At 71.2% G+C, this 20,020-nt stretch carries 17 protein-coding genes and 1 pseudogene; 7 read left to right on the forward strand and 11 right to left on the reverse strand.

Annotation, left to right across the window (positions count from 1 at the left end; genetic code table 11):
• The first annotated feature begins 16 nt into the window (after positions 1-16).
• On the forward strand, positions 17-667 hold the full coding sequence (locus tag BL254_RS16305; RefSeq protein WP_047222996.1) for a TetR/AcrR family transcriptional regulator: 651 nt from the start codon (positions 17-19) through the stop codon (positions 665-667).
• Between the two features lie 156 nt (positions 668-823).
• Positions 824-1,249 (forward strand): VOC family protein, encoded by a 426-nt coding sequence (locus BL254_RS16310; protein ID WP_076843883.1) that lies wholly within the window; start codon positions 824-826, stop codon positions 1,247-1,249.
• Positions 1,250-1,334: 85 nt separating this feature from the next.
• Here BL254_RS16310 and BL254_RS16315 read toward each other — a convergent pair whose 3' ends face one another.
• Both BL254_RS16315 and BL254_RS16320 read right to left on the reverse strand, forming a co-directional pair.
• On the reverse strand, positions 1,335-1,643 hold the full coding sequence (locus tag BL254_RS16315; protein WP_217699303.1) for an AbrB/MazE/SpoVT family DNA-binding domain-containing protein: 309 nt from the start codon (positions 1,641-1,643) through the stop codon (positions 1,335-1,337).
• A 206-nt stretch (positions 1,644-1,849) separates the two neighbouring features.
• Positions 1,850-2,035: a hypothetical protein gene (locus BL254_RS16320; protein WP_047222871.1), complete on the reverse strand. Its 186-nt coding sequence runs from the start codon at positions 2,033-2,035 to the stop codon at positions 1,850-1,852.
• Between BL254_RS16320 and BL254_RS16325 the strand changes: the two genes are divergently transcribed.
• Positions 2,034-2,531, forward strand: a complete 498-nt coding sequence (locus BL254_RS16325) for a hypothetical protein (RefSeq protein WP_086055371.1) — start codon at positions 2,034-2,036, stop codon at positions 2,529-2,531. The two genes, BL254_RS16320 and BL254_RS16325, sit on opposite strands and share 2 nt — an antisense overlap.
• 232 nt (positions 2,532-2,763) lie before the next feature.
• On the opposite strand, the gene BL254_RS16330 is transcribed toward BL254_RS16325, so the two are convergent.
• The 8 genes and pseudogenes from BL254_RS16330 to BL254_RS16365 all read right to left on the reverse strand — a co-directional run bounded on the left by BL254_RS16330 (position 2,764) and on the right by BL254_RS16365 (position 11,249).
• The gene (locus tag BL254_RS16330; RefSeq protein WP_076843910.1) at positions 2,764-3,681 is read right to left on the reverse strand and encodes an NADP-dependent oxidoreductase; all 918 of its coding nucleotides are present in this window, start codon (positions 3,679-3,681) and stop codon (positions 2,764-2,766) included.
• 327 nt (positions 3,682-4,008) lie between these two features.
• Positions 4,009-4,467: a hypothetical protein gene (locus tag BL254_RS28500; RefSeq protein WP_254858229.1), complete on the reverse strand. Its 459-nt coding sequence runs from the start codon at positions 4,465-4,467 to the stop codon at positions 4,009-4,011.
• Between the two features lie 244 nt (positions 4,468-4,711).
• Positions 4,712-5,455, reverse strand: a pseudogene (locus tag BL254_RS28505) (LLM class flavin-dependent oxidoreductase); the annotation flags it as partial.
• A gap of 202 nt (positions 5,456-5,657) precedes the next feature.
• Positions 5,658-6,569: an ATP-binding cassette domain-containing protein gene (locus BL254_RS16345; RefSeq protein ID WP_052914538.1), complete on the reverse strand. Its 912-nt coding sequence runs from the start codon at positions 6,567-6,569 to the stop codon at positions 5,658-5,660.
• Positions 6,566-7,411 (reverse strand): ABC transporter ATP-binding protein, encoded by an 846-nt coding sequence (locus BL254_RS16350; RefSeq protein WP_086055370.1) that lies wholly within the window; start codon positions 7,409-7,411, stop codon positions 6,566-6,568. The genes BL254_RS16345 and BL254_RS16350 overlap by 4 nt, the downstream gene beginning before the upstream one ends.
• 203 nt (positions 7,412-7,614) lie before the next feature.
• A complete protein-coding gene (locus BL254_RS16355; protein ID WP_076843885.1) occupies positions 7,615-8,610 on the reverse strand; it encodes an ABC transporter permease in 996 nt (331 codons plus the stop codon).
• The gene (locus BL254_RS16360) at positions 8,607-9,587 is read right to left on the reverse strand and encodes an ABC transporter permease (RefSeq protein ID WP_076843887.1); all 981 of its coding nucleotides are present in this window, start codon (positions 9,585-9,587) and stop codon (positions 8,607-8,609) included. The genes BL254_RS16355 and BL254_RS16360 overlap by 4 nt, the downstream gene beginning before the upstream one ends.
• A gap of 138 nt (positions 9,588-9,725) precedes the next feature.
• Positions 9,726-11,249 carry an ABC transporter substrate-binding protein gene (locus tag BL254_RS16365; RefSeq protein ID WP_076843888.1) on the reverse strand — a complete coding sequence of 508 codons (1,524 nt, stop codon included), beginning with the start codon at positions 11,247-11,249 and terminating at the stop codon, positions 9,726-9,728.
• A 655-nt stretch (positions 11,250-11,904) separates the two neighbouring features.
• Between BL254_RS16365 and BL254_RS16370 the strand changes: the two genes are divergently transcribed.
• Complete coding sequence (locus BL254_RS16370; protein ID WP_076843890.1) at positions 11,905-12,681, forward strand: SDR family NAD(P)-dependent oxidoreductase; 777 nt, start codon at positions 11,905-11,907, stop codon at positions 12,679-12,681.
• A 41-nt stretch (positions 12,682-12,722) separates the two neighbouring features.
• Here BL254_RS16370 and BL254_RS16375 read toward each other — a convergent pair whose 3' ends face one another.
• Positions 12,723-13,631, reverse strand: coding sequence for a TauD/TfdA family dioxygenase (locus BL254_RS16375; protein ID WP_076843892.1), 909 nt, complete (start codon positions 13,629-13,631; stop codon positions 12,723-12,725).
• 1,141 nt (positions 13,632-14,772) lie between these two features.
• Here BL254_RS16375 and BL254_RS16380 point away from each other — a divergent pair.
• The 3 genes from BL254_RS16380 (at position 14,773) to BL254_RS16390 (ending at position 19,358) form a co-directional block, all read left to right on the forward strand.
• Positions 14,773-16,452 carry an FAD-dependent oxidoreductase gene (locus BL254_RS16380; RefSeq protein WP_076843894.1) on the forward strand — a complete coding sequence of 560 codons (1,680 nt, stop codon included), beginning with the start codon at positions 14,773-14,775 and terminating at the stop codon, positions 16,450-16,452.
• Positions 16,449-16,814 carry a ferredoxin family protein gene (locus tag BL254_RS16385; RefSeq protein ID WP_047222867.1) on the forward strand — a complete coding sequence of 122 codons (366 nt, stop codon included), beginning with the start codon at positions 16,449-16,451 and terminating at the stop codon, positions 16,812-16,814. The genes BL254_RS16380 and BL254_RS16385 overlap by 4 nt, the downstream gene beginning before the upstream one ends.
• A 114-nt stretch (positions 16,815-16,928) precedes the next feature.
• Positions 16,929-19,358 carry an arylsulfatase gene (locus BL254_RS16390; protein ID WP_217699304.1) on the forward strand — a complete coding sequence of 810 codons (2,430 nt, stop codon included), beginning with the start codon at positions 16,929-16,931 and terminating at the stop codon, positions 19,356-19,358.
• Positions 19,359-20,020: the final 662 nt, after the last annotated feature.

Consider the following 20,020-nt stretch of genomic DNA (forward strand, 5'->3'; position numbering starts at 1 on the left):
CGGATATGCTCGGATGATGGATGCGCCCGCTCTGGCCGGTGGCACGGTGACCGGCCGCGGCCGGGTGGACAAGCGGGAGGCGATCCTCGCCGCCGCGTTCGAGGTGTTCGCCCGTAAGGGGTACGAGGGCGCGAGCGTCGATCTCATCGCGAGCGAGGCCGGGGTGGCCAAGCCGACCCTCTACAACCATCTCGGGAGCAAGGAGAAGCTGTTCCGGCTGGTGATGGTCGACGCGGCGGTCCGGGCGAACGCCCGCACCCTCGCCGTGCTCAGGAACTTCCCGACCGACCCAGCCGACCTTGTCGGTGAGCTGGGTGCCGTCGCCGACGGGCTGGCGGCGTGCGTCTGCGACGAGCAGTCGGTGGCCGCCCGCCGTCTGATGTACATGGAGTCCGGTCGTTTCCCCGATCTGTTCCGGACGATGTGGGCCTCCGGCGAAGAGGTGATCGAGACGCTGGCCGGCCGGATGGCCAGGCTCGCGCACGCCGGCTACCTGGAGATCGCCGACCCCGCGACGGCCGCCACCCAGTTCGTCGGCCTCGTCCTGGGGGACCTGCCGCTGCTGACGGTCTTCGCCCCGGACACCGTGACCTCCACCCACCGCGACCAGACCGCCGCCGCCGGCGTGGCCACCTTCCTGCGCGCCTTCGCCCCCCGTCCGTCGTGACCGGTACCTGTCCGGTCATCCGCGCGGACGCCGTCGCCCGGAACGCACCGGCGGCATGACGGCCCGCGCCGCGGTCGGGTTGGCTGCCCGCGGGCGTCCGGCGTGGGACGGGAACATGCTGTGGCCGTCGGATCGGTGACGGAAGGAGATTCCCGGATGACGTTCCAGGTGACGTTCGACTGCGCGGATCCCGCGGCGTTGTCGGCTTTCTGGGCTGACGCGCTCGGCTACGAGGCGCAGCCGCCACCGCCGGGTCTCGACAGTTGGCCGGCGTTCCTCGCGGCGCGGGGCGTGCCGGCGGAGCGGTGGAACTCGGCGGCGGCGATCGTCGATCCGTCCGGTGTGGGGCCGCGGGTGTTCTTCCAGCGCGTCCCGGAGCCGAAGACGGCAAAGAACCGCGTACATCTGGATCTTCAGTCCGGTGGTGCTCTCGATGTCTCCCTCGACGTCCGACGCGCCCGGACAGAACAGGCCGTGGCACGGTTGGAAAAGCTTGGCGCGACCAGGGTCCGGGCCGTGGAGGAGCTCGGTGTCTACTGGGTGGTGATGCGCGATCCGGAGGGAAACGAGTTCTGCGCCTGACCGGCCGGCCGGCCGCCGACGCGAACGCGTTTTCCGGTGAAGCCGTGGCTGAACCGAGGAGTGCGCGCGAACGTGGCCACGCCTCTCAGGCGAGCTCGGCGAACAGCGTGGCCATGTCGTCGTACACATGTAGATCGCCGGCGGCGATCTGGGCGCTGGCCTCCCGTTCGCTGGCCTGCCACTCCTGGGTCCRGAACCATCGTTGATCAGCTGGGATGGCCGTCATGCCACGCAGCGTGACAGATCTGTCCGGATGGATCGTGAACTGGACCTCGTCCCCTTCGGACAGGTGCAGCGCGTCGCGCACCTGTGGCGGCAGGGTGAGCTGGTTCTTCCTGCGCAACTGGGCGCATTCCACCACTGTGCCCGAGTGACGCGACTGTGCTTCGTCCACTTATGCCCCTTTCTTGGGTGCCGGCCGGGTGCACGTTGCCATGAAGATCATCATGTCATACCTCCGAAAATCCGACAGTGGGAAATTCGGACCACGGCGTCGGCTCTCACGGTGGCCGAAGGGGCGTCCGGGGCTTCGGCCCAGACGGTTGGCGGGGTGGTGGTTCGCCCGTTGGCAGGATCATGCCTGTCCGGTGTTGTCGCGGATCAGGGGTGCGCGACGGCGGCGGACGGGACGTCGGTCGCCGTCGCGCCATGGCCGACCAGTGGGTCGAGGAGCGCGAGCCAGGTCTCGTCGGTGTGAGCCCTTGTCACCTCCACCAGATGGTTCGACAGATACTCGTGAAGGACGTTGGGCTGTCGGTCGACGAGGCACTGGAGGTGATCCGCCATGGCTGGAACCATCGCTGTGATCGTCCGGCGTGACGGTGACTCGCGGGCGGCGTGGTCGCCGCAGTGCCCAGGGCTCGCCGTGGTCCAGCCGACAGCGGCAGATCTGCGGGATGCCCAGCCGGGTGTGCTTGCCGACTACTTCGACGACCGTGAGGCCATCGGGACCGAGGTCCATCTCGAGAACGAGCTGCATGGCGTCGTGGTGCGTGTCGCGCAGGACCAGCTTCGCTGGGAACGGCATCTGCTCGCCGAACGCATCGCGGCCGCGCTCGGCGTTGAGGAGCAGGGCCGGGCAATGCGGTCCGCGCCAGCCAACCCTCTCGGGGATGTTGTCTATGCCACGGTGCTCCCAGCGGACATCGTCGGCTGGCTGACCCGCCAGATGGATGCTGACGGGGACGTCATCACCGTTGCTCTCCCCGTCGCCGACGAGCTGATCTGGACAACCACTATCGCCAGCGAGGCAGGCAGCGACACCTACGGCGGCATCGAGTAGGGCGGCATCGAGTACGGCGGCATCGTGTTCCCCGTAACCGCGACCTTCGGTGAAGTCATGCGGGCTGACACCGCGCCGCAGCACATCCGGCTCTGAGGCCCGACAGCATCACGCCGACACCGACGCAAGTACTTTCCTGGCGATAGGTATATCGATCGGTAGATCGTTGGCATCACGCTGCCCGGTCGGTGACTGGCATGGGCACCTTGGCCGGTTGTCGGGAAACGAGTTGTCAGGGGATGAGTACGATCTTGCCTCGGACGTGGCCGCGTTCGAGTTCGCGGAAGGCGTCCTGGACGTCGGCCAGCGGGTAGGCGCCGGCGATCGGGACCTCCAGGCGGCCGTCGGCCACCAGCTGCGCCAGCTCGGCGAGGACGCCGGTGTTGGCCGCCGCCGCGCTGCCGTCCGCCTTCACCCCGTGCCGGCTGACCGCGTCGAAGTCGGCGATGGTGTCGATCCGGTCGGGGGCCACCCCGAGCTCGAGTGYCAGGTCCACGTAGCCTTGGCCGAACGTGTCGATGAAGGCGTCGACATGGTCCGCCACCTGCCGGACGCGGTCGGCGACGCCGTCCCCGTAGGCGACCGGGCTCACCCCGTGGTCGGCGAGCCAGGCATGGTTGGCCGGCCCGGCGATCCCGACCACGCGCCCGCCGGCGAGCCTGGCGAGCTGCACGGCGATCGACCCCACCCCGCCCGCGGCGCCGGAGACGACCACCGTGTCACCGTGACGCGGCGAGACCGCGCGCACCGCGGCGTACGCTGTCGTCCCGGCCACGAACAGTGATCCGGCGACCTCCCAGGAGACCTTCTCCGGCTTCGCCGTGAGGTTGTCCGCCTCCACCACCACGTACTCGGCGTGGCTGGCGCGGCGGTTGGTGAACCCGAGGACCTCGTCCCCGACAGAGAAGCCGGTCACCCGAGGGCCGGTCTCCTCAATGACTCCGGCCAGATCGCTGCCCTGCCCCGAGGGGAACGTCACCGGCCACCGGCCGTGCAGCAGCCCCTCGCGGATCTTCGCCTCGCCGGGATTGATCCCGGCGGCCTTCACCCGGACGAGTACCTCACCCGCCCCGGGCGCCGGCCGCGGCAMGTCCACCACCCGCAGTTTCTCTGTCCCGCCGTACCCGTCGAACCGGACAGCTCGCGGCATCGCCAGCTCCTTCGTCGTGTCCGTCATCGTTGTCTTCGTCGCGTTCTCGCACCGTTTTCTTCTTGGTTCTCTCCCCGTTCTGGCCGGTCCCAACAGGCCAGGACGGCTGCCTGTGCCCGCACCCAGGTCCGGGCCCACACCCGGGTCCGGGGACGGGCCGGCCGCGATGGTGGCCAGACAGCCACAGCCACCCGTCCCACCGCAGGGGTTCAGTCACGAAAGTGAGGGTGGAAACGGCTGCTGCCACGACCGTCCGTTCCCGCACCTGCGCGATTCAACGACTGTCGACGCGGAGATCGTCAGTGGATCACCGGTGTCGTCGGTGGATCAGGGGTGTTCGGCTGGGCGTCTGTGCCGACCGGGGCGGGGGGCGGGGGCAGTGCCGGGGGCGGCGGTCGCCGGCCGCCAACCCAGCGCCGGGGCGATCTCGGTGCTGATGATCTCCAGGCGGCGCAGTGTCGCGTCGAAGCTCGCCGCCCCGCCGGCCTCACCCTGGACGGCGGCGATGAAGTAGGACGTGAACCCCGGCCCCACCGGGTTCGTCGCGAGGCTCTCGACGATCACGTCGACCGGGCCGTGGTGGACGTTCATGGCGTCGAGCGCGGCGGCGTCGTCGGCGGTGTCGGGCAGCCCCAAATGGGACAGGTACGGACGGTAGCGGGCGATGTCGGCGGCCAGGTCCCGCTGGGCGGCCAGGCGATCGGGCCCGGGGAACACACCGTGCGCGACGGCGAGCCGGGCCTGCGGGTAGCCGTCCGGGCACAGCGACCGGGCTGCCGCCCTCAAGCGGCCAACCGCAGCCGAAGGGCCAACCCGCAGCCGAAGGGCCATCCGTGACCGAAGGGCCGTCCGTGGCAGAGCGGGCAGCCGCGCCCGAGCGGACCGTCCCGACGGATCGGCCGTCCCCGCCCGGTCCGTCGGCGGGGTGAGCCGTCCCGGCCGGGAAAGCCGTCCCGTTCGGCCTGGCGGTCGCGCCTGAACGGGCCGCGGTGTATGCGCGCAGGTACGTTTCGGCCAGCGGACGCTGTGCCGACCCCGCGGGCCCGACGCCGAGCAGCAGCCCGTCCCCCGCCCGCGCCGCGGCCGTCGCACCCTCGGCGCTGGAGGCGGAGTCCCACAGCCGCCCGGCCAGCGTCGGCGCCGGCGGCTGCAGCCGCAGCCCGTCGGTGCCCGGGACGTCGCCGCCGCGCAGCAGGTCCCGCAGCAGGCCGACGGCCTGCGTGAACAGCTCCCGGCGCGCGCCGGCGTCCCGGCCGAAGGCGGCGAACGCCGGCGAGTTGGCCGCGCCCGTGCCCAGCCCGAGCTGTAGCCGCCCGCCGCTGAGCGCGTCGACGACGGCCGCGTCCTCGACGACCCTGATCGGGTTCTCCAGCGGCAGCACCACCACCGCGGTGCCGAGCTCGATCCGCCGGGTCGCCTGCGCGGCCGCGGCGAGCAGCACCAGCGGCGAGGGCAGCCGGCCGTACTGAGGGGAGAAGTGGTGCTGGGCGATCCAGCCGCCGTCGAACCCGAGCTCCTCGGCGGCGACGAACAGCTCCACGAGCCGGCGCAGCAGCTCCGCCGGCTCCTCCCGGCCGAACACGTGGGTCAGGAAGCCCAGCTTGAACGGACGGCCGTCCCCGACCGGATGATCGCTTCCGGCCAGGCGATCCTCGCCGCTCAGAAGATCGTTCGAAAGTGGGCGATCATTCCGGAACTGGAGATCGTCTCGGGACGGACGGTTGCCGCCGGCCGGGTGACCGTTGTCCGGGGCTGTCGTCATCCGTGTCCTCATCCTCCCCGCCGGTTTCCCGGCATGTCCTGCCCGCCGGTTGTTCCGGCGCGCCCTGCCCGCCGGGTCCGCTGGTGTGCCAGGCCCCGCCGGGTACGGCCGGGATCCGTCCGCTCACCCGACACAGAGCCGCCTGTCGCATCTTCCGCGTCCCGCGGCATGCCGCGACCCGGTGTGCCAGGCCCGGTGCGCCGGGGCTCACGGCTCATCCCGCCCCCGGCAGCCGGGGCACCGCCGCCATCAGCGTCCGGGTGTAGGTATGGGTCGGTGCGGACAGCACCGTCTCGGTGACGCCGCGTTCCACCACCTCGCCGCGGTGCATGACGATCACCTGGTCGCACAGCCGGGCGACCACGCCGATGTCGTGGGAGACGACGACCAGGCTGAGCCGGTAGCTCGCGGCGAGCGCCGCCAGCAGGTCCAGGATCTGCGCGCGTACCGACACGTCCAGGGCGCTCACCGGTTCGTCACCGACGAGCACCCGCGGGCGGGGCGCGAGCGCCCGGGCGATGGCGATGCGCTGCCGCTGCCCACCGGAGAACTCGTGCGGGTAACGCGTGCGGACGTCCGGGTCGAGGCCGACCGCGCGCAGCACCTCGTCGACGCGGGCGTGCCGGCCGGCGCGCGCGTGCCTACCGTCGCCACCGCCGCTATGGCTGTCGTCGCCGTCGCCGTCGCCGTCGCCACCGCCACCGCCACCGCCACCGCGATCGCCACTGCCGCTGTTGTCGTTTCCGTCGTTTCCGTCGGTGCCGAGGCATTCCAGCGGTTCGGCGACGATCGCGCCGACGGGCATCCGGGGGTTCAGCGAGCTGAGCGGGTCCTGTAGGACGACCTGCACCTCGCGGCGCAGCCAGCGCAGGTCGCGGGGGCGCCCGGGCCGGACCTGCCGGCCCCGGTAGCGCACCGTCCCGGCGTCCGGGCGCTCCAGCCCGAGCAGCAGCCGGACCAGGGTCGACTTGCCCGACCCGGACTCGCCGACGATGCCGAGGCTGTGACCGTCCGGCAGCGAGAGATCGACGTTGTGGACGGCGTGCCGGACGCCGGCCGGGCCGAACAGCGAGGTGCGCGGCAGTCGGTAGCCGCGGGTCAGCCCACTGGCCTCGAACAGTGTCATGTGCCCGCCTTCGACGTCCGCTCCGGCCGGCCGTCCACAGGCCTGGCGGCCAGGTCGCCGGCGGGTTCGGCAACCGGCCTGCCCGCGAGCTCGGGAGCCGGGCCGCCGGCGGGGCCGGTCCAGCTCGTGCGGCGCGCCGCCGCCAGCAGCCGCTGGGTGTAGGGATGCCGCGCGGACCGCAGGACGGTCTCGGTCGGGCCGGTCTCCACCAGCCGCCCGCCGCGCATGACCGCGAGCTCCCGGGCGACCGAGGCCACCACCGCGAGGTCGTGGGTGATGTACAGCAGGGCGGTGCCGGCCTCGTCGACGAGGCGTGTGAGCAGGGCGAGGACGTCCGCCTGGACGCTGACGTCGAGGGCGGTGGTCGGCTCGTCCGCGATGAGCAGCGCGGGTCGGCAGGCGAGCGCGATGGCGATGCCGACCCGCTGGCGCTGCCCGCCGGAGAGCTGGTGCGGGTACGCGCGGACGAGCCGTTCCGGGTCGGGCAGCCCGACTTTCGCGGCGAGTTCGACCGCGGCCGCGGCCGCCGCCCGCCGGGACAGCCCACGGTGCAGGCGCAGCGGCTCGCCGATCTGGCGGCCCACCCGCCACAGCGGGTTCAGCGCGGTGAGCGGTTCCTGGAAGACCATGGCGATCCGGTCGCCGCGGATGCGGGAGAGCTCCCGGTCGGACCGGCCGAGCAGCTCCTGCCCGTCGAAGCGGATGCTTCCGGTCGCGGCAGCGCCGTCGGGCAGCAGCCCGAGGACGGCCAGCGCAGTGATCGATTTCCCGGATCCGGACTCGCCGATGAGCCCGAGCCGCCCACCGACGTCCAGGCCGAAGCCGATCCGGTCGACGACCACGGTGTCGCCGAAGTGGACGGTGAGATCGGTGACCTCGAGGAGCCCGGACGACGTCCCGCCCCGTTCCCGCCCCGCCAGCGCCGCCGACGGTCCGGGCGCTGCCGCTGCTGCCGCTGCCGCCGACGCTGCTGCCGCTGCCGCTGGTGCTGGTGCTGGTGCTGCCGGCGAGGATGTCGGTATCGGCGTCGGCGGTCTCTGTTCGCTCACCGTGACGCCTCTGTGGTATCGGAGCGTGACTGTCCTATGCGTGGCTCTCCGGTGGCGGACGGTGTGCTGTCCGGATCGCCGTTCGGTATCGCCGCCGGCTGGGCGTCCCGCAGCCGCGGGTCCGTGGCCTCGCGGATGCCGTCGCCGAGCAGGTTGAACCCGAGCACCGTCAGCACCACGGCAAGGCCCGGCCAGAGCAGCACCAGCGGCCGCAGGGTGATGTACGGCTGCAGCTCCTGGAGCATCCGGCCCCACGACGGGGTCGGCGGCGGGGTGCCCAGGCCCAGGTAGGACAGCGCGGCCTCGGCGAGCACGGCGATCCCGAGCGCGAGGGAGAGCTGGACGTACAGCGTCGGCGCGATGTTCGGCAGGACGTGCCGCCGGACGATCCGCCTGGTGCCGGCGCCGGCCGCGTGCGCGGCCAGGACGTAGTCGGACGCCAGCACCCGGACGATCTCCCCCCGCGTCACCCGGCCGACCTGGACGCCGCTGCCGACGCCTGTCGCGACGACGGCGGTCCAGGTCGAACCGCCGAACACGGCGGCGAGCACCATCGCGAGCAGCAGGGTCGGAAAGGCGATCAGGACGTCGACCAGATGGGCGGTGGACTCGCCGACCAGACGCGGGGTGACGGTGGCGAGCAGCGCCAGCCCCACTCCCAGTACCGCGGCGACGGCGGTGGCCGTCACCGCGGCGAACACCGTGATCCGGGCGCCGACCAGGATCTGGCTGAACAGGTCCCGGCCGAGCTTGTCGGTGCCGAACCAGTGCTGCCCGCTGATCGGCAGCCAGGGCGCGCCCGCGTCCACCCGGGTCGGGTCGTACGGCGTCCAGAGCAGGGATACCGCGGCGGCGGCCACGACGAGCGAGGACAGCAGCACACCCAGCCGGCCCGAACGGCTGCGCAGCAGGGCCGTCAGCAGCGGCGGGGCGGTCCTCGGCGGCCGGGCGGTCCTCGGCGGCCGGGCCGTCCCGCGCGGCGGAGCCGTCATCGCGGGCCCCGTGTCCCGGCGGCCGGCAGCCTCGGATCCAGCAGTCTCGGATCCAGCAGCCGATGGCCGACGTCGACGAGGAAGCCGACGACCAGCACGACCACGGTGATCAGCAGCACCGTGCCCTGGACCTTGACCAGATCGCGGTTGCCGATGTCGACGATCAGCATCTGCCCGACGCCCGGCAGCGCGAACACGTTCTCGATCACGACCGTGCCGGCGAGCAGGGTGGCGAACTCCAGGCCCAGCACGGACAGGACCGACCCGGCCGCGTTGCGGACCCCGTGCCGCAGCAGCGCCCGGCCGCGGGTCAGCCCCTTCGCCCGGGCGGTGCGGATGAAGTCCACGTGCAGCACCTCCAGCGTTGCCGAGCGGGTGAACCGCATCAGCACCGCGCCCTCCACCAGCGCCAGGGTGACCACGGGCAGCGTCAGGCTGCGCACGGCCGCCGCCGGGTCGTCCCAGCCGTCTGTCGGGAACCCGCCGGCGGGCAGCACCCCCCACTCGACCGCGAACAGGGTGATGAGCATCAGCCCCACCCAGAAGCTGGGCACCGCGATGCCGAGCTGGCTGAGTGTGGACAGGGCCAGCCCGTCGGCCCGCCGGTGCCGGGCCGCCGAGATGATCCCGAGCGGCAGCGCGACCGCGACGGCCAGGACGGTCGCGCCGGCCACCAGTGGGACGGTCACCGTCAGCTTCTCGCCGAGCTGCGCCGACACGGACACCCCGTTCACCGCCGAGGCGCCGAAGTCACCGGTGAGGACACCGCCGACCCAGCTGGCGTACTGGGTGATCAGCGGCCGGTCGACGCCGAGCTGATGGCGGATCCTGGCGACCTGCTCCGGGGTGGCCGTGGTCCCCGCGATCACGTCGGCCACGTCACCGGGCAGCAGCCGCAGCAGCAGGAAGACGAGCAGGCTCGCGGCGACCAGCGACAGGGCCAGCAGGACGAGGCGCCGCAGCAGGATCACCGCCATGGGCCCGCCCTTCGCACTCCCCACATCCTCCGTACCACGACCCTCCGAATCATGATCTCGTGAATCACGACTCTCTGTATCATGATTGTCGCCCTCCGGGGCAGGGGATGGCGTCGAACACGACGGCGGCCGGCCGGGTCAGGACCTCCTGATCTGGATCTTCGAGACGTCGTAGAGGGACGACAGGTTGTTGGTCGGGTAGCCGGTGACGCCGGCCCGGACAATCTGCCGAGCCGGGCCGAGCAGCAGCCAGTCGCTGGCCGCGTCCTCGGAGATCTGCCGGGCGAGCCTGCGCAGGTTCTGGTCACGCTCGGCGTCTGAGGCCGCCGTCACCGCGGCCTGATAGGCCTGCTGGACCGCCGGGCTGTCATAACGCCAGTAGTAGCCCGGCTTCGCGTAGTTGCCCAGGTCCCGTGGTTCGGCGTGGTCGACGATGCTCAGGTCGTAGTCGGCGTTCCGGTGCACCTGGGTGAGCCAGGTGGGGAACTCGACGCTGGCCGTCCGCACCGTGATCCCGATGTCCTGGAGCTGGGAGCGCACGTACTCGGCGATGGCCGGCGGGTAGATGTTCGGGACCGTGAGCCCGAGGGTCAGCCCACCCGCGTAGCCGGCGTCGGCGAGCAGCTTGCGGGCGTTCGCCGGGTCGTATCTGTCGATTCCGGTGAGGTCCTCGTACCAGGGGTCCAGCGGCGGGACGGAACTGCCGATCCTGGTGCCGCCGCCGAGTATCCGGATCAGGCCGTCCTTGTCGATGCCCTGCCGGATCGCGTGGCGGACCCGGGCGTCGGACAGCGCCGGCCGCGAGTGGTTGAACCCGAGGGTGATCTTGTCGCTGCTGGTGCCCGTGGAGACGGTGAAGTTCGGGTTGCCCTCGTAGGAGTTGACCAGCTCGATGTCGGTGATGCTGCCGATGTCGACCTGCCCGGTCCGCACCGCGTTGTTCTGCGCGTTCGGGTCGGTGATGTAGCGGAAGACCACCCTGGCGACGCCGGCCTTCGGCCCCCAGTACCGGTCGTTGCGGACGAGCGTGATGCTGTCGCCGTGCCGCCAGCTGTCGAACCGGAACGGGCCGGTGCCGACCGGCCTGCTGTCCAGGTCGGTGGCGCCATCCCGGATGATGACGCCGGCGGCTCCGGTGAGCCGGTAGGTCAGGTTGGTGTCGCGGTCCTTCAGGGTGAGCACGACGGTCTTCTCGTCGGGCGCGGTCACCGAGGCCACCGAGGCCAGATCGGCGGCGTTGGGATTGACCGATCCCGGCGCGCTGGCCCGGTTCAGGGAGGCCGCCACGTCGGCGGCACGCAGCGGTGAGCCGTCGTGGAAGGTCACGCCGTCCCGCAGGGTGAAGGTGTAGGTCTTCCCGTCCTCCGAGATCTTGTAGGACGTGGCCAGCGCCGGGGCGATGACACCGGAGTCGTCCCGCTGGAGCAGCCCCTGGTAGACGTTGTTGAKCAGGATCTGGCCGATGGCGGCCCCGGCGGCCTTGGTGATGTCGAGGCTGCCCGGCTCGAGCACGAGACCGATGGTCGCGGTGGCGTCCGAGTTGGTCGCGCCGGTCGCGCCAGCCGCCGGGTCCGCCGCCGCGCCGCCGGAAGCGTCCGAACCGCAGGCTGTGAGCACCGCCAGCGCCAGGGCTGCCGCGCCGGCGAACAATCTGATCTTCATCAACTGCCTTCTCCTGGAAAGCCGTCGGCCACGGTCACGGCCGCAACCAGCGACGCTGCCGGGTCTGTCCGGCGGCGCTCGCTGCCGCCTGGCAGGACGGACACGGATGTCAGCGGTTACGGAACATGATCGAAATGGGTGTTGGTGAACACGGCGCAGTCAGTGCGGGCTGGCTGCCGGAGCTCGTACCGCCTTCCCGTACATGACCTAAAGTAATTGATCTGCATACGAACTGTCGCAAAGGTCGTTGCGTCGTCAGGGCATGTGCAACGTGAAAGCAACAAAGAAGCAGCGAAAAACAACGAAGCGCGGTGCGGGAGGAGAGCCGGGAGGAGCGTCGCCGTGCCAGTCGGGCCCGAGTTCACAGGTTGTCACCGGTGAACGTCGTCACCCGTGGACGGTCCGGGCCCGGCGGCCGTCAGCGGAAAACCGTTCCGACGGATGGCCGGTGTGATACCCGCTGCGGTACCGGCGCGCTCAGCAGGCTTTCAGGACCAGTAACAGATCTGGTCGAAATGATGCGCGCGACGGGAGATCCAGAACGGATCAAGAATCATCGCTGGCAGCCGACGCCCTGTGCGCACCGCCTGAATGTAACCTCACGCGGGATCAGACTCAATCAGGACCTTGCGGACGAGACCCGACGGAGCCGGACATGGATCTACAGCTGGACGGGCGGCGCGCGATCGTGACCGGTGGCAGCCGTGGCATCGGGCGGGCCATCGCCAGATCGCTGGCCGCCGAAGGGGCCAAGGTCGTGATCGCCGCGCGGGACGCCGACGCCCTGGCGGTGGCCGCCAGGCAGCTTGCGGCCGAGACCGGCGGTACCGTGCTGCCGGTTGCCGCCGACACCCGCGACGGGGACGCCGTGGCGCGGCTGGCCGAGCGGACGGTCGCGGAGCTCGGCGGGGTCGACATCCTGGTCAACAACGCCGCCCAGCCGGGCGGCGCCGGCGGCCCCGGCGGGTTCTCCGCGCTGACCACCGCGGATCTCGCCGACGACATCGACGTGAAGGTCATCGGTTACCTGCGCACCGCCCAGGCGGTCGCCCCGCATCTGATCCGGGCCGGCTGGGGTCGCATCATCAACATCGGCGGTCTCGCGGCCCGTTCGACCGGGCGGACGGCCGCGTCCATCCGCAACGCCAGCGTCACCGCGCTTACCAAGAACCTCGCGGACGAGCTCGGCCCGCACGGAATCAACGTCGTCGCGGTCCATCCCGGGCCCACCGTCACCGAACGGTTCGCCGACCTGATCGGCGACGATCCCGCCCGGCTGGACGCCGTCACCGCGACGCTGACGATCGGCCGGGTGGTCACCGCCGAGGAGGTGGCCACGCTGGTGACCTTCCTCGCGTCCCCGCTGAGCGTGTCGGTCACCGGTGAGACGATCGCCTGCGGCGGCGGGAGCCGCGGGCCGATCTACTACTGATGATCCTGGCCAGTACTGATGATCCCGCCCGGCCGGGCTGGCTATGCGGCGAGCGGGGTGTAGTGGGAGGCGTCGTCCCCCTCGATGGCGTAGCTGCGCCGGCCGTCCACCCCGACCGGCACGTCGCCGGCGACGGTGATCCGGTGCAGCAGCCGCGGGAGGTCGCCGTAGTCGTCGACGCCGTAGTGCTGGGTGCTGCGGTTGTCGAAGAAGACGAGGTCGCCGGGGGTCCACCGCCACCGGACGGTGTTCTCCGGCCGGGTGACGTAGGTCTGCAGCAGACGGAGGAGGTCACGCGACTCGGTCACGGACAGGCCGACGATGCGCTGCGCGAACCCGCCGATGAACAGACCCCGCTCACCCGTCTCGGGATGGACGCGGACCACCGGGTGAGCGGTCCGGTACTTCCGGGAGACGAAGATCTCGCGGTACGCCTTCGTCTGCGCCGTCTCAGCCGGCGGGATCACGTAGTCRTAGTCGTTGGTGTGCTCCGCCCAGATCCGGTCKGCCAGTTYGCGCAGGTCGCCCGGGAGGTCCTGGTAGGCGGTCACGGAGTTGGCGATGAGGGTGTCCCCGCCGGCCGGGGGGATCACGACGGCGCGCAGGGTGCTCGCGGCCGGCGGGGACACGACGAACGTGACGTCGGTGTGCCAGTTGTTGGCCCGGCCCTCGGTCGAGTCCACCCGCAGCACGTTCGGGCTGCCGGCCAGGGACGGGACGGTGGGGTGCGCCGTGGTGAGCGCGCCGAAACGGGCGGCGAAACGCTGCTGCCCGGCGTCGTCGAGTTCCTGCCCGCGGAAGAACAGCGCCTTGTGCTCGACGAGCGCGGCCCGGATCGACGCGATGACGGTGTCGTCGTCGAGCGCGTCACGAAGGTCCACGCCGACGATTTCGGCGCCGATCCGTCCGGTTACCCTGCGGATGTCGAGATCCGTGCTGACGACGGCCATGTCGCTCCTTGGCGGTCCGGGAACGTGAGTGTCCGACGGCGCGGAAGAAGCCGCGGAAGTGGCATGGCCGCGCCGTCTTCGGTCCTTCGGTTTTCCTGCCGGTTCTCCTCCCGGCCGGCGGGGAGAAGCGTTCCGGCGACCGGCCCCGACGGTTTCCTCGTCGGCCCGTGCCGCCATGCTCGTGTCCGCCGCGGAGCGGGTCAATATTTAGTGGTCCAGCGAAAATAATTCGGCGGCCGTCTCATCGGCGGACGATATGGGCACGATGAGTAATGCTCTGACGGGGCGTGTAGCACACCCACGGACCACGCGGGTGACGGCCGGGCCTTTCGTCGTGCCTGATGGGGAACCCGCGGGTGGCGGTGCGGCGGGTCATGACGGTTGTACCGGTATCTCCCGTCCGGGCCGCCTCCGGGGTGGGCGGATGCCGCTCCGCCCAGGGCGGCGGCGGGGAGCCCCGGACACGGAAGAAGCATGATCGCTCAGCCTTCGCGCCGTGTCGACCGCCCCGTGGACGGGTTGACAGCCGGCCATTCCTGCCGACATAGTCGCCAACATGTCGGGGAACAGGCTGTCGGTCCGGCGAGTGGTGGATCATGTCCGTGTCGCCAGTGACCTGTGTCAATTCTGGTCGAATCCAGGTTGATCCGTCCTGGCATTTTCGTGGTATTGTCTGGAACTATTTAATAGTCACTCGAACACGACTCTGTCCGTCGCCGACGGTGGTGGCAGAAATCATTGTTCGGGCCGTAAAAGATATCGGCGGTGATATCGGTTCGCGGATGGCCGGCGAAGTCGTGAAAATTTTCGGCACGGCCTCACCGGGTTCCTCGGAAGCTCGGTCGCCACAGTTTCTCCGCCAATTTCCAGCATCCGCTCCGGTGCGCTCGGGATATCGAACGCCCGGGATGCCGAGAAGGGCGCCGAGGAGCAGGGACGCCGAGAAGTGTCGCTGCCGGCCAACGCCCCCGGCCCGGCCCGGCCCGGCCGGTGCCTGGAGGCCCACCCGTCCTGATCATGATTCGACCGGCTGCCGAGAACCGAGAACAGGGATCCTGATGAGTGACCAGCCCCGCCAGCCACACCGACACCGCGACGTGTCCTCGACATGTGCCGGCCAGGCCGGCGTCGGCGGCTCGCGGTGAGCGCCGTATCAAGACGCCGTCCGCGGCCGGTCGAGGTCCCCGCCGAGACCGACGTCCTCGTGCTCGGAGGAGGCCCGGCCGGGACGTGGGCGGCGCTGGCGGCGGCAGGCCGCGGCCAGCGGGTCACGCTCGCCGACAAGGGCTACTGCGGCACCAGCGGTTCGACGGCGGCCGCCGGTAACAACCTGTGGTATCTGCCACCGGGCGGGAGCTCCCGGTCGGAGGCCATCGCCGCCCGTGAGATCGCCGGCGGCCATCTCACCGACCGGCGCTGGATGGCACGCGTCCTCGACCAGACGTGGCGGGCGGTCGAGCAGCTGACGGACTGGGGTTATCCGTTCCCGGTGGCCGACGACGGCACCCCGCGGCGCGGCAGCCTGCAGGGCCCGGAGTACATGCGGCTGATGCGCCGCCAGGTCCGGCGCGCCGGCGTCGTCATCCTCGACCAGTCGCCCGCCCTTGAGCTGCTGGTCGACCCCGACGGTGTCGTCACCGGCGCCGCCGGCGTCCACCGCCAGCGGGCCGGCGAGCCCTGGCGGGTGCGTGCCGGGGCTGTGGTCCTGGCGACCGGAGGCTGCGCCTTCCGGTCCGGCGCGCTGGGACTCAACGTGGACACCGGTGACGGCGCGCTGATGGCCGCGGAGCTCGGCGCCGAACTGTCCGGGATGGAGTTCTCCTGCCAGTACGGCACCGCGCCCGCCTTCGGCGCGCAGACCAAGGGCCTGATGTACCAGTTCGCCGTGTTCACCGACGCCGACGGTGCCGAGCTGGCCGCCGCCGCGTTCCCCGGCGGGCTGCTCGACGTGCAGTGGGCGGCGCTGCGCACCCAGGTGCACGCCCGGCTCGAGCGGGCGGCGCCGCACCTTCGGGAGGCGATGCGCTGGTCGCAGCCGAACTTCTTCCTGCCGTTCGACAAACTGGGCATCGACCCGTTCACCCAGCGCTTCCCCGTCCGTTTCGTCATGGAGGGCACCGTGCGCGGGACGGGCGGGCTGCGCGTGGTCGACGACGGATGCGCGACCACCGTCCCCGGGCTGTTCGCGGCCGGCGACGCCGCATCCCGCGAACTCGTCACCGGCGCGATCAGCGGCGGCGGCAGCCACAACGGCTCCTGGGCGATCTCCTCCGGCGGCTGGGCCGGCGCGGCGGCGGCCCGATTCGCCGCACGGCGCCCGGCCGGCTGGCCGTCGGCGCCCCTCACCCCCGCTGGCGGCGCGGGGCTGCGCGCCCGGACGGGCCGTGGCGACCTGCGGCACGAGGAGGTGGTGGCCGCCGTCCAGGAGCGGGTGCTGCCGCTGCGGCACAACAGGTTCAGGACGGCGGCGGACCTGCGCGAGTCGCTGGCCGTTCTCGACTCGCTGTGGTCGGCCGTCGTCGACGGGCTCGCGCCGGACGACGACGCCCACAGCATCACCCCCACCCGGGAGGCCGCGGCGATGCTCGCGCACGCGCGGTGGATGTACCGCGGCGCGCTGTCCCGGCCGGAAAGCCGCGGGCTGCAGGTCCGCCTGGACCGGCCAGGGACCGACCCGGCCCTGGCTCACCGCATCCGCGTCGGCGGCCTCGACCAGGTGTGGACGGCCGCCGAGACCACCGCCGCCGGGAGCGCCGCCGCTACCACTGTTCCCGGCGCCGTTCCCGGCGTTCGCCGTCCCGAGGAGGTGCCGGTCCTGTGATCGAGGTGGTCAACGACAGCCGGTGCATCGACTGCAACATCTGTGTCGAGGTGTGCCCCACCAACGTCTTCGACGCGGTTGACGGCGGCCATCCGGTGATAGCCCGGCAGTCCGTATGCCAGACCTGCTTCATGTGCGAGGCCTACTGCCCGGCCGACGCGCTGTTCGTGGCGCCGCTGGCGGGCCCGGCGCCGGCCGGGTCACCGCTGCGGGACGAGGCGTTCCTCGAAGCCCACGACCGGTTCGGGGAGTACCGGCGCTGGCTCGGCTGGGGCCATGGCCGTCGGCCCGGCAGCCTGCTGGACCGCACCCACGTCTTCACCGCGCGCTTCCGTACGGCGCCGGAGGCATCCGGCCGGTGAGACAAGCGGGACCTCCGCGAAGACCGAACAAGGACACCTGATCCGAAAAGTGACAAGCCTGATCCGAAAAGTGACAAGCCTGATCCGAGCAGTGACAAGGTAGGGAACAAGCACATGTCGACGTCCCGCGAGCCCGGAACCGGGCCCCGGCCCGTCCCGCGTCCCGCTCCCGCCGGCACGCGGCGCGACCCGTACGCCGGCTTCGGCGGCCGGATCGGGCGCACCTTCGGCGAGTCAGAGCCGGCGTGGCCATCCCGCGTCCGCCCGGACGGGCACGCACCCAACATCGTCGTGGTGCTCGTCGACGACATGGGGTACAGCGACATCGGCCCGTTCGGCGCCGAGATCGCCACGCCGGCCCTGGACCGGCTCGCCGAACAGGGTGTGCGGCTGACCAACTACCACACCATGCCGCTGTGCTCGCCAGCCAGGGCAGCCCTGCTGACCGGCCTGAACCCGCACCGCGTCGGATACGCCATGGTGGCCAACGCCGACCCCGGATTCCCCGGCTACGGCATGGAGATCGCCGACGACATCCCCACCCTGGCCGAGCTGCTGCACGACGCCGGATACGCCACCTACGCGGTCGGCAAGTGGCACCTGGCGCGCGACTCGGCGTCCAGCGCGGCCGACGACCGGCGCAACTGGCCGTTGCAGAAGGGCTTCGACCAGTACTACGGCGTGCTGGAAGGGCTCACCAGCCTGTTTCACCCGCACCAGCTGGTACGGGACAACAGCCCGCTGGACATCGACGACCTGCCCGACGGCTACTACTACACCGACGACATCACCGACCAGGCGATCTCGATGGTGACGTCGCTGCGGGCGCACGACGCCGACAAGCCGTTCTTCCTCTACGTCGCGCACAACGCCGTGCACGGTCCGTTGCAGGCCAAGCCTGRGGACATCCAGCGTTACCGGGGCCGCTACGACGGCGGCTGGGACGCGCTGCGGGAGGCCCGCTTCGGCCGGCAGCGCGCGGCCGGCCTCTTTCCCGCCGACACCCGGCTGCCGCGGCGCAACTTCGAGGCCGGACACGAGGTGGGCCCCTGGGCGGAGCTCACGCCGGAACAGCAGCGGCTGTACGCCCGGTACATGGAGGTCTACGCCGCCATGGTCGACAACATCGACCAGAATCTCGGGCGGCTGCTGGACACCCTCGCCGCGCTCGGCGAGCTGGACAACACGATCGTCATCTTCACCTCCGACAACGGAGGCACGGGCGAGGGCGGCGCGGAGGGCACCCGCAGCTACTTCAAGCGCTTCGTCCAGCATACGAACCTGCCCGCCGACTGGGACCCCGACGTCGAGCGCGACCCCGAACTGATCGGCGGCCCGCGCAGCCTGGTGCACTATCCGCGCGGCTGGGGGATGGCCTCCAACACGCCGTTCCGGCTGTACAAGGGCCAGACCTACGCCGGCGGGGTGCGGGTGCCGTTCATCCTGTCCTGGCCGGCCGGCATTCGGACACCTGCCGGCGACGCCGGCATTCGGACACCTGCCGGCGACGCCGGCATTCGGACACCTGCCGGCGACGCCGGCATTCGGACGCAGTACCAGTACGTCACCGACATCACCCCGACGCTGCTCGACCTGGCCGGGGTGGCCCGGCCGGCGCGGCGCCACGGGCAGCCGGTCCAGGAGCTCGACGGAGTCAGCTTCGCCGCCGTCCTCGCGGACCCGGACGCACCCAGCACCCACCACGAGCAGTACTGCGAGATGATCGGCAACCGTAGCTACTACCGGGACGGCTGGAAGCTGGTCACGCTGCACCGCCCCGGTGCCCCGTACGACGACGGCGAATGGGCGCTCTACAACGTGACGCGGGACCCGACCGAGATCGTCGACCTGTCCGCCGCGCACCCCGACGTGGTCAAGGAACTGGCCGCGGCCTGGGAGAACGCGGCCTGGCGCAACGGTGTCTTCCCGCTCGCCGACGGCAGTGGCGCGCTGGTCATCCGCAACCCCGCGGAGGAGCGGCTGCGGCGGCCGGTGACCCTGCTGGCCGGCACCCCCGAGCTGGAGCGCTACCGCTCCGCCAAGCTCATCACCTTCCGCTCCTTCGACATCATCATCGAACTGGATGAGCATGCCGTCGGCGACGAAGGAGTCCTGGTCTCGCACGGCGACCAGGGCGGCGGTTACAGCGTGTACGTGGAGGACGGGCGGCTGCGCTTCGCGTACAACGAGTACGGCGTGCTGCACGAGGCCGACGCCGGGCCGCTGCCCGCCGGCCGGCACACCGTCCGCGTCCGCGCCCAGGCCATCCCCGGCCTGCGCTGGCAGTGGCGGATCCTCGTCGACGGCACCGAAACCGGCCTGCTGGCCGAGGTGCACCAGCTCATCGGCATGGCCCCGCTACAGGGGATCAGCGTCGGCGTGGACCGCAGGTCCCCGATCTCCTGGCCCGTCCACGAACGCCACCGCAGCTTCCGCTACACCGGCCGCCTGAAATCGGTGACCTACATTCCGGGACCGCCCGCCCCCGACGACCCCGAAACCCTGATCCGCACCCTCCGCGAAGCCGCCGCCACCTTCGAGTAGCCCCTCTTGTCTGCTCCCGGCCCAGGCAGCCGCAGCCCTCACCATCAGCCGTCCCGGAGCCTATGAAGCACTCCCCACCGCGACGGAGTTGCACCAACGAGCCGGCGGACTGCCGAATCCCTGGATTTAGAAATCAAGCCCGCGGCCTGGGGCCGCGCCGCGCGCCCCGAGCGGTTCGCCCGCCGGCCACGGCCACCCCGCCTGCCCAAGACCRTGTGGATCAACCAGCCAGTTCCAAGCCAACCGAGCAACGACCAACTGTCACATTTGACTTGACATGTACCGGTCGTCCACCGGCCCCACATTCCCGCCCGACCGTCACAGACAACGATCGATCACTGAGCACAACGGTTCGTTACCGGGAAAGGCTCACTGAAGTCTTCGGCTGCGCCGGTTTGAAGGCTGGCCCTGCCGGTGAGCTTTTCAGTCCGAGGGCTGTGGTCGGGCGGACCAGCCAAAGCTTTCGCGAGGCAGAACGATTTCCCACCTTTTCGGGCCGGTCGGTGGGCGCGGTGGGGCGCGGARCAGCGGCGCCCGGCAGGGTGGGGCGACGCGTGGTGTGGCTTCAGCAAGCCTTCTCGGCGCGGATCGAATCAATGCCGCTAAGATAAGAACGGGCGCCGACAAGATCAATATCTGCTTGATCGTTTCAGTGCGGTTTT

The sequence above is a fragment of the Protofrankia sp. BMG5.30 genome (assembly GCF_001983005.1).
Taxonomy (GTDB): Bacteria; Actinomycetota; Actinomycetes; order Frankiales; family Frankiaceae; genus Protofrankia; species Protofrankia coriariae.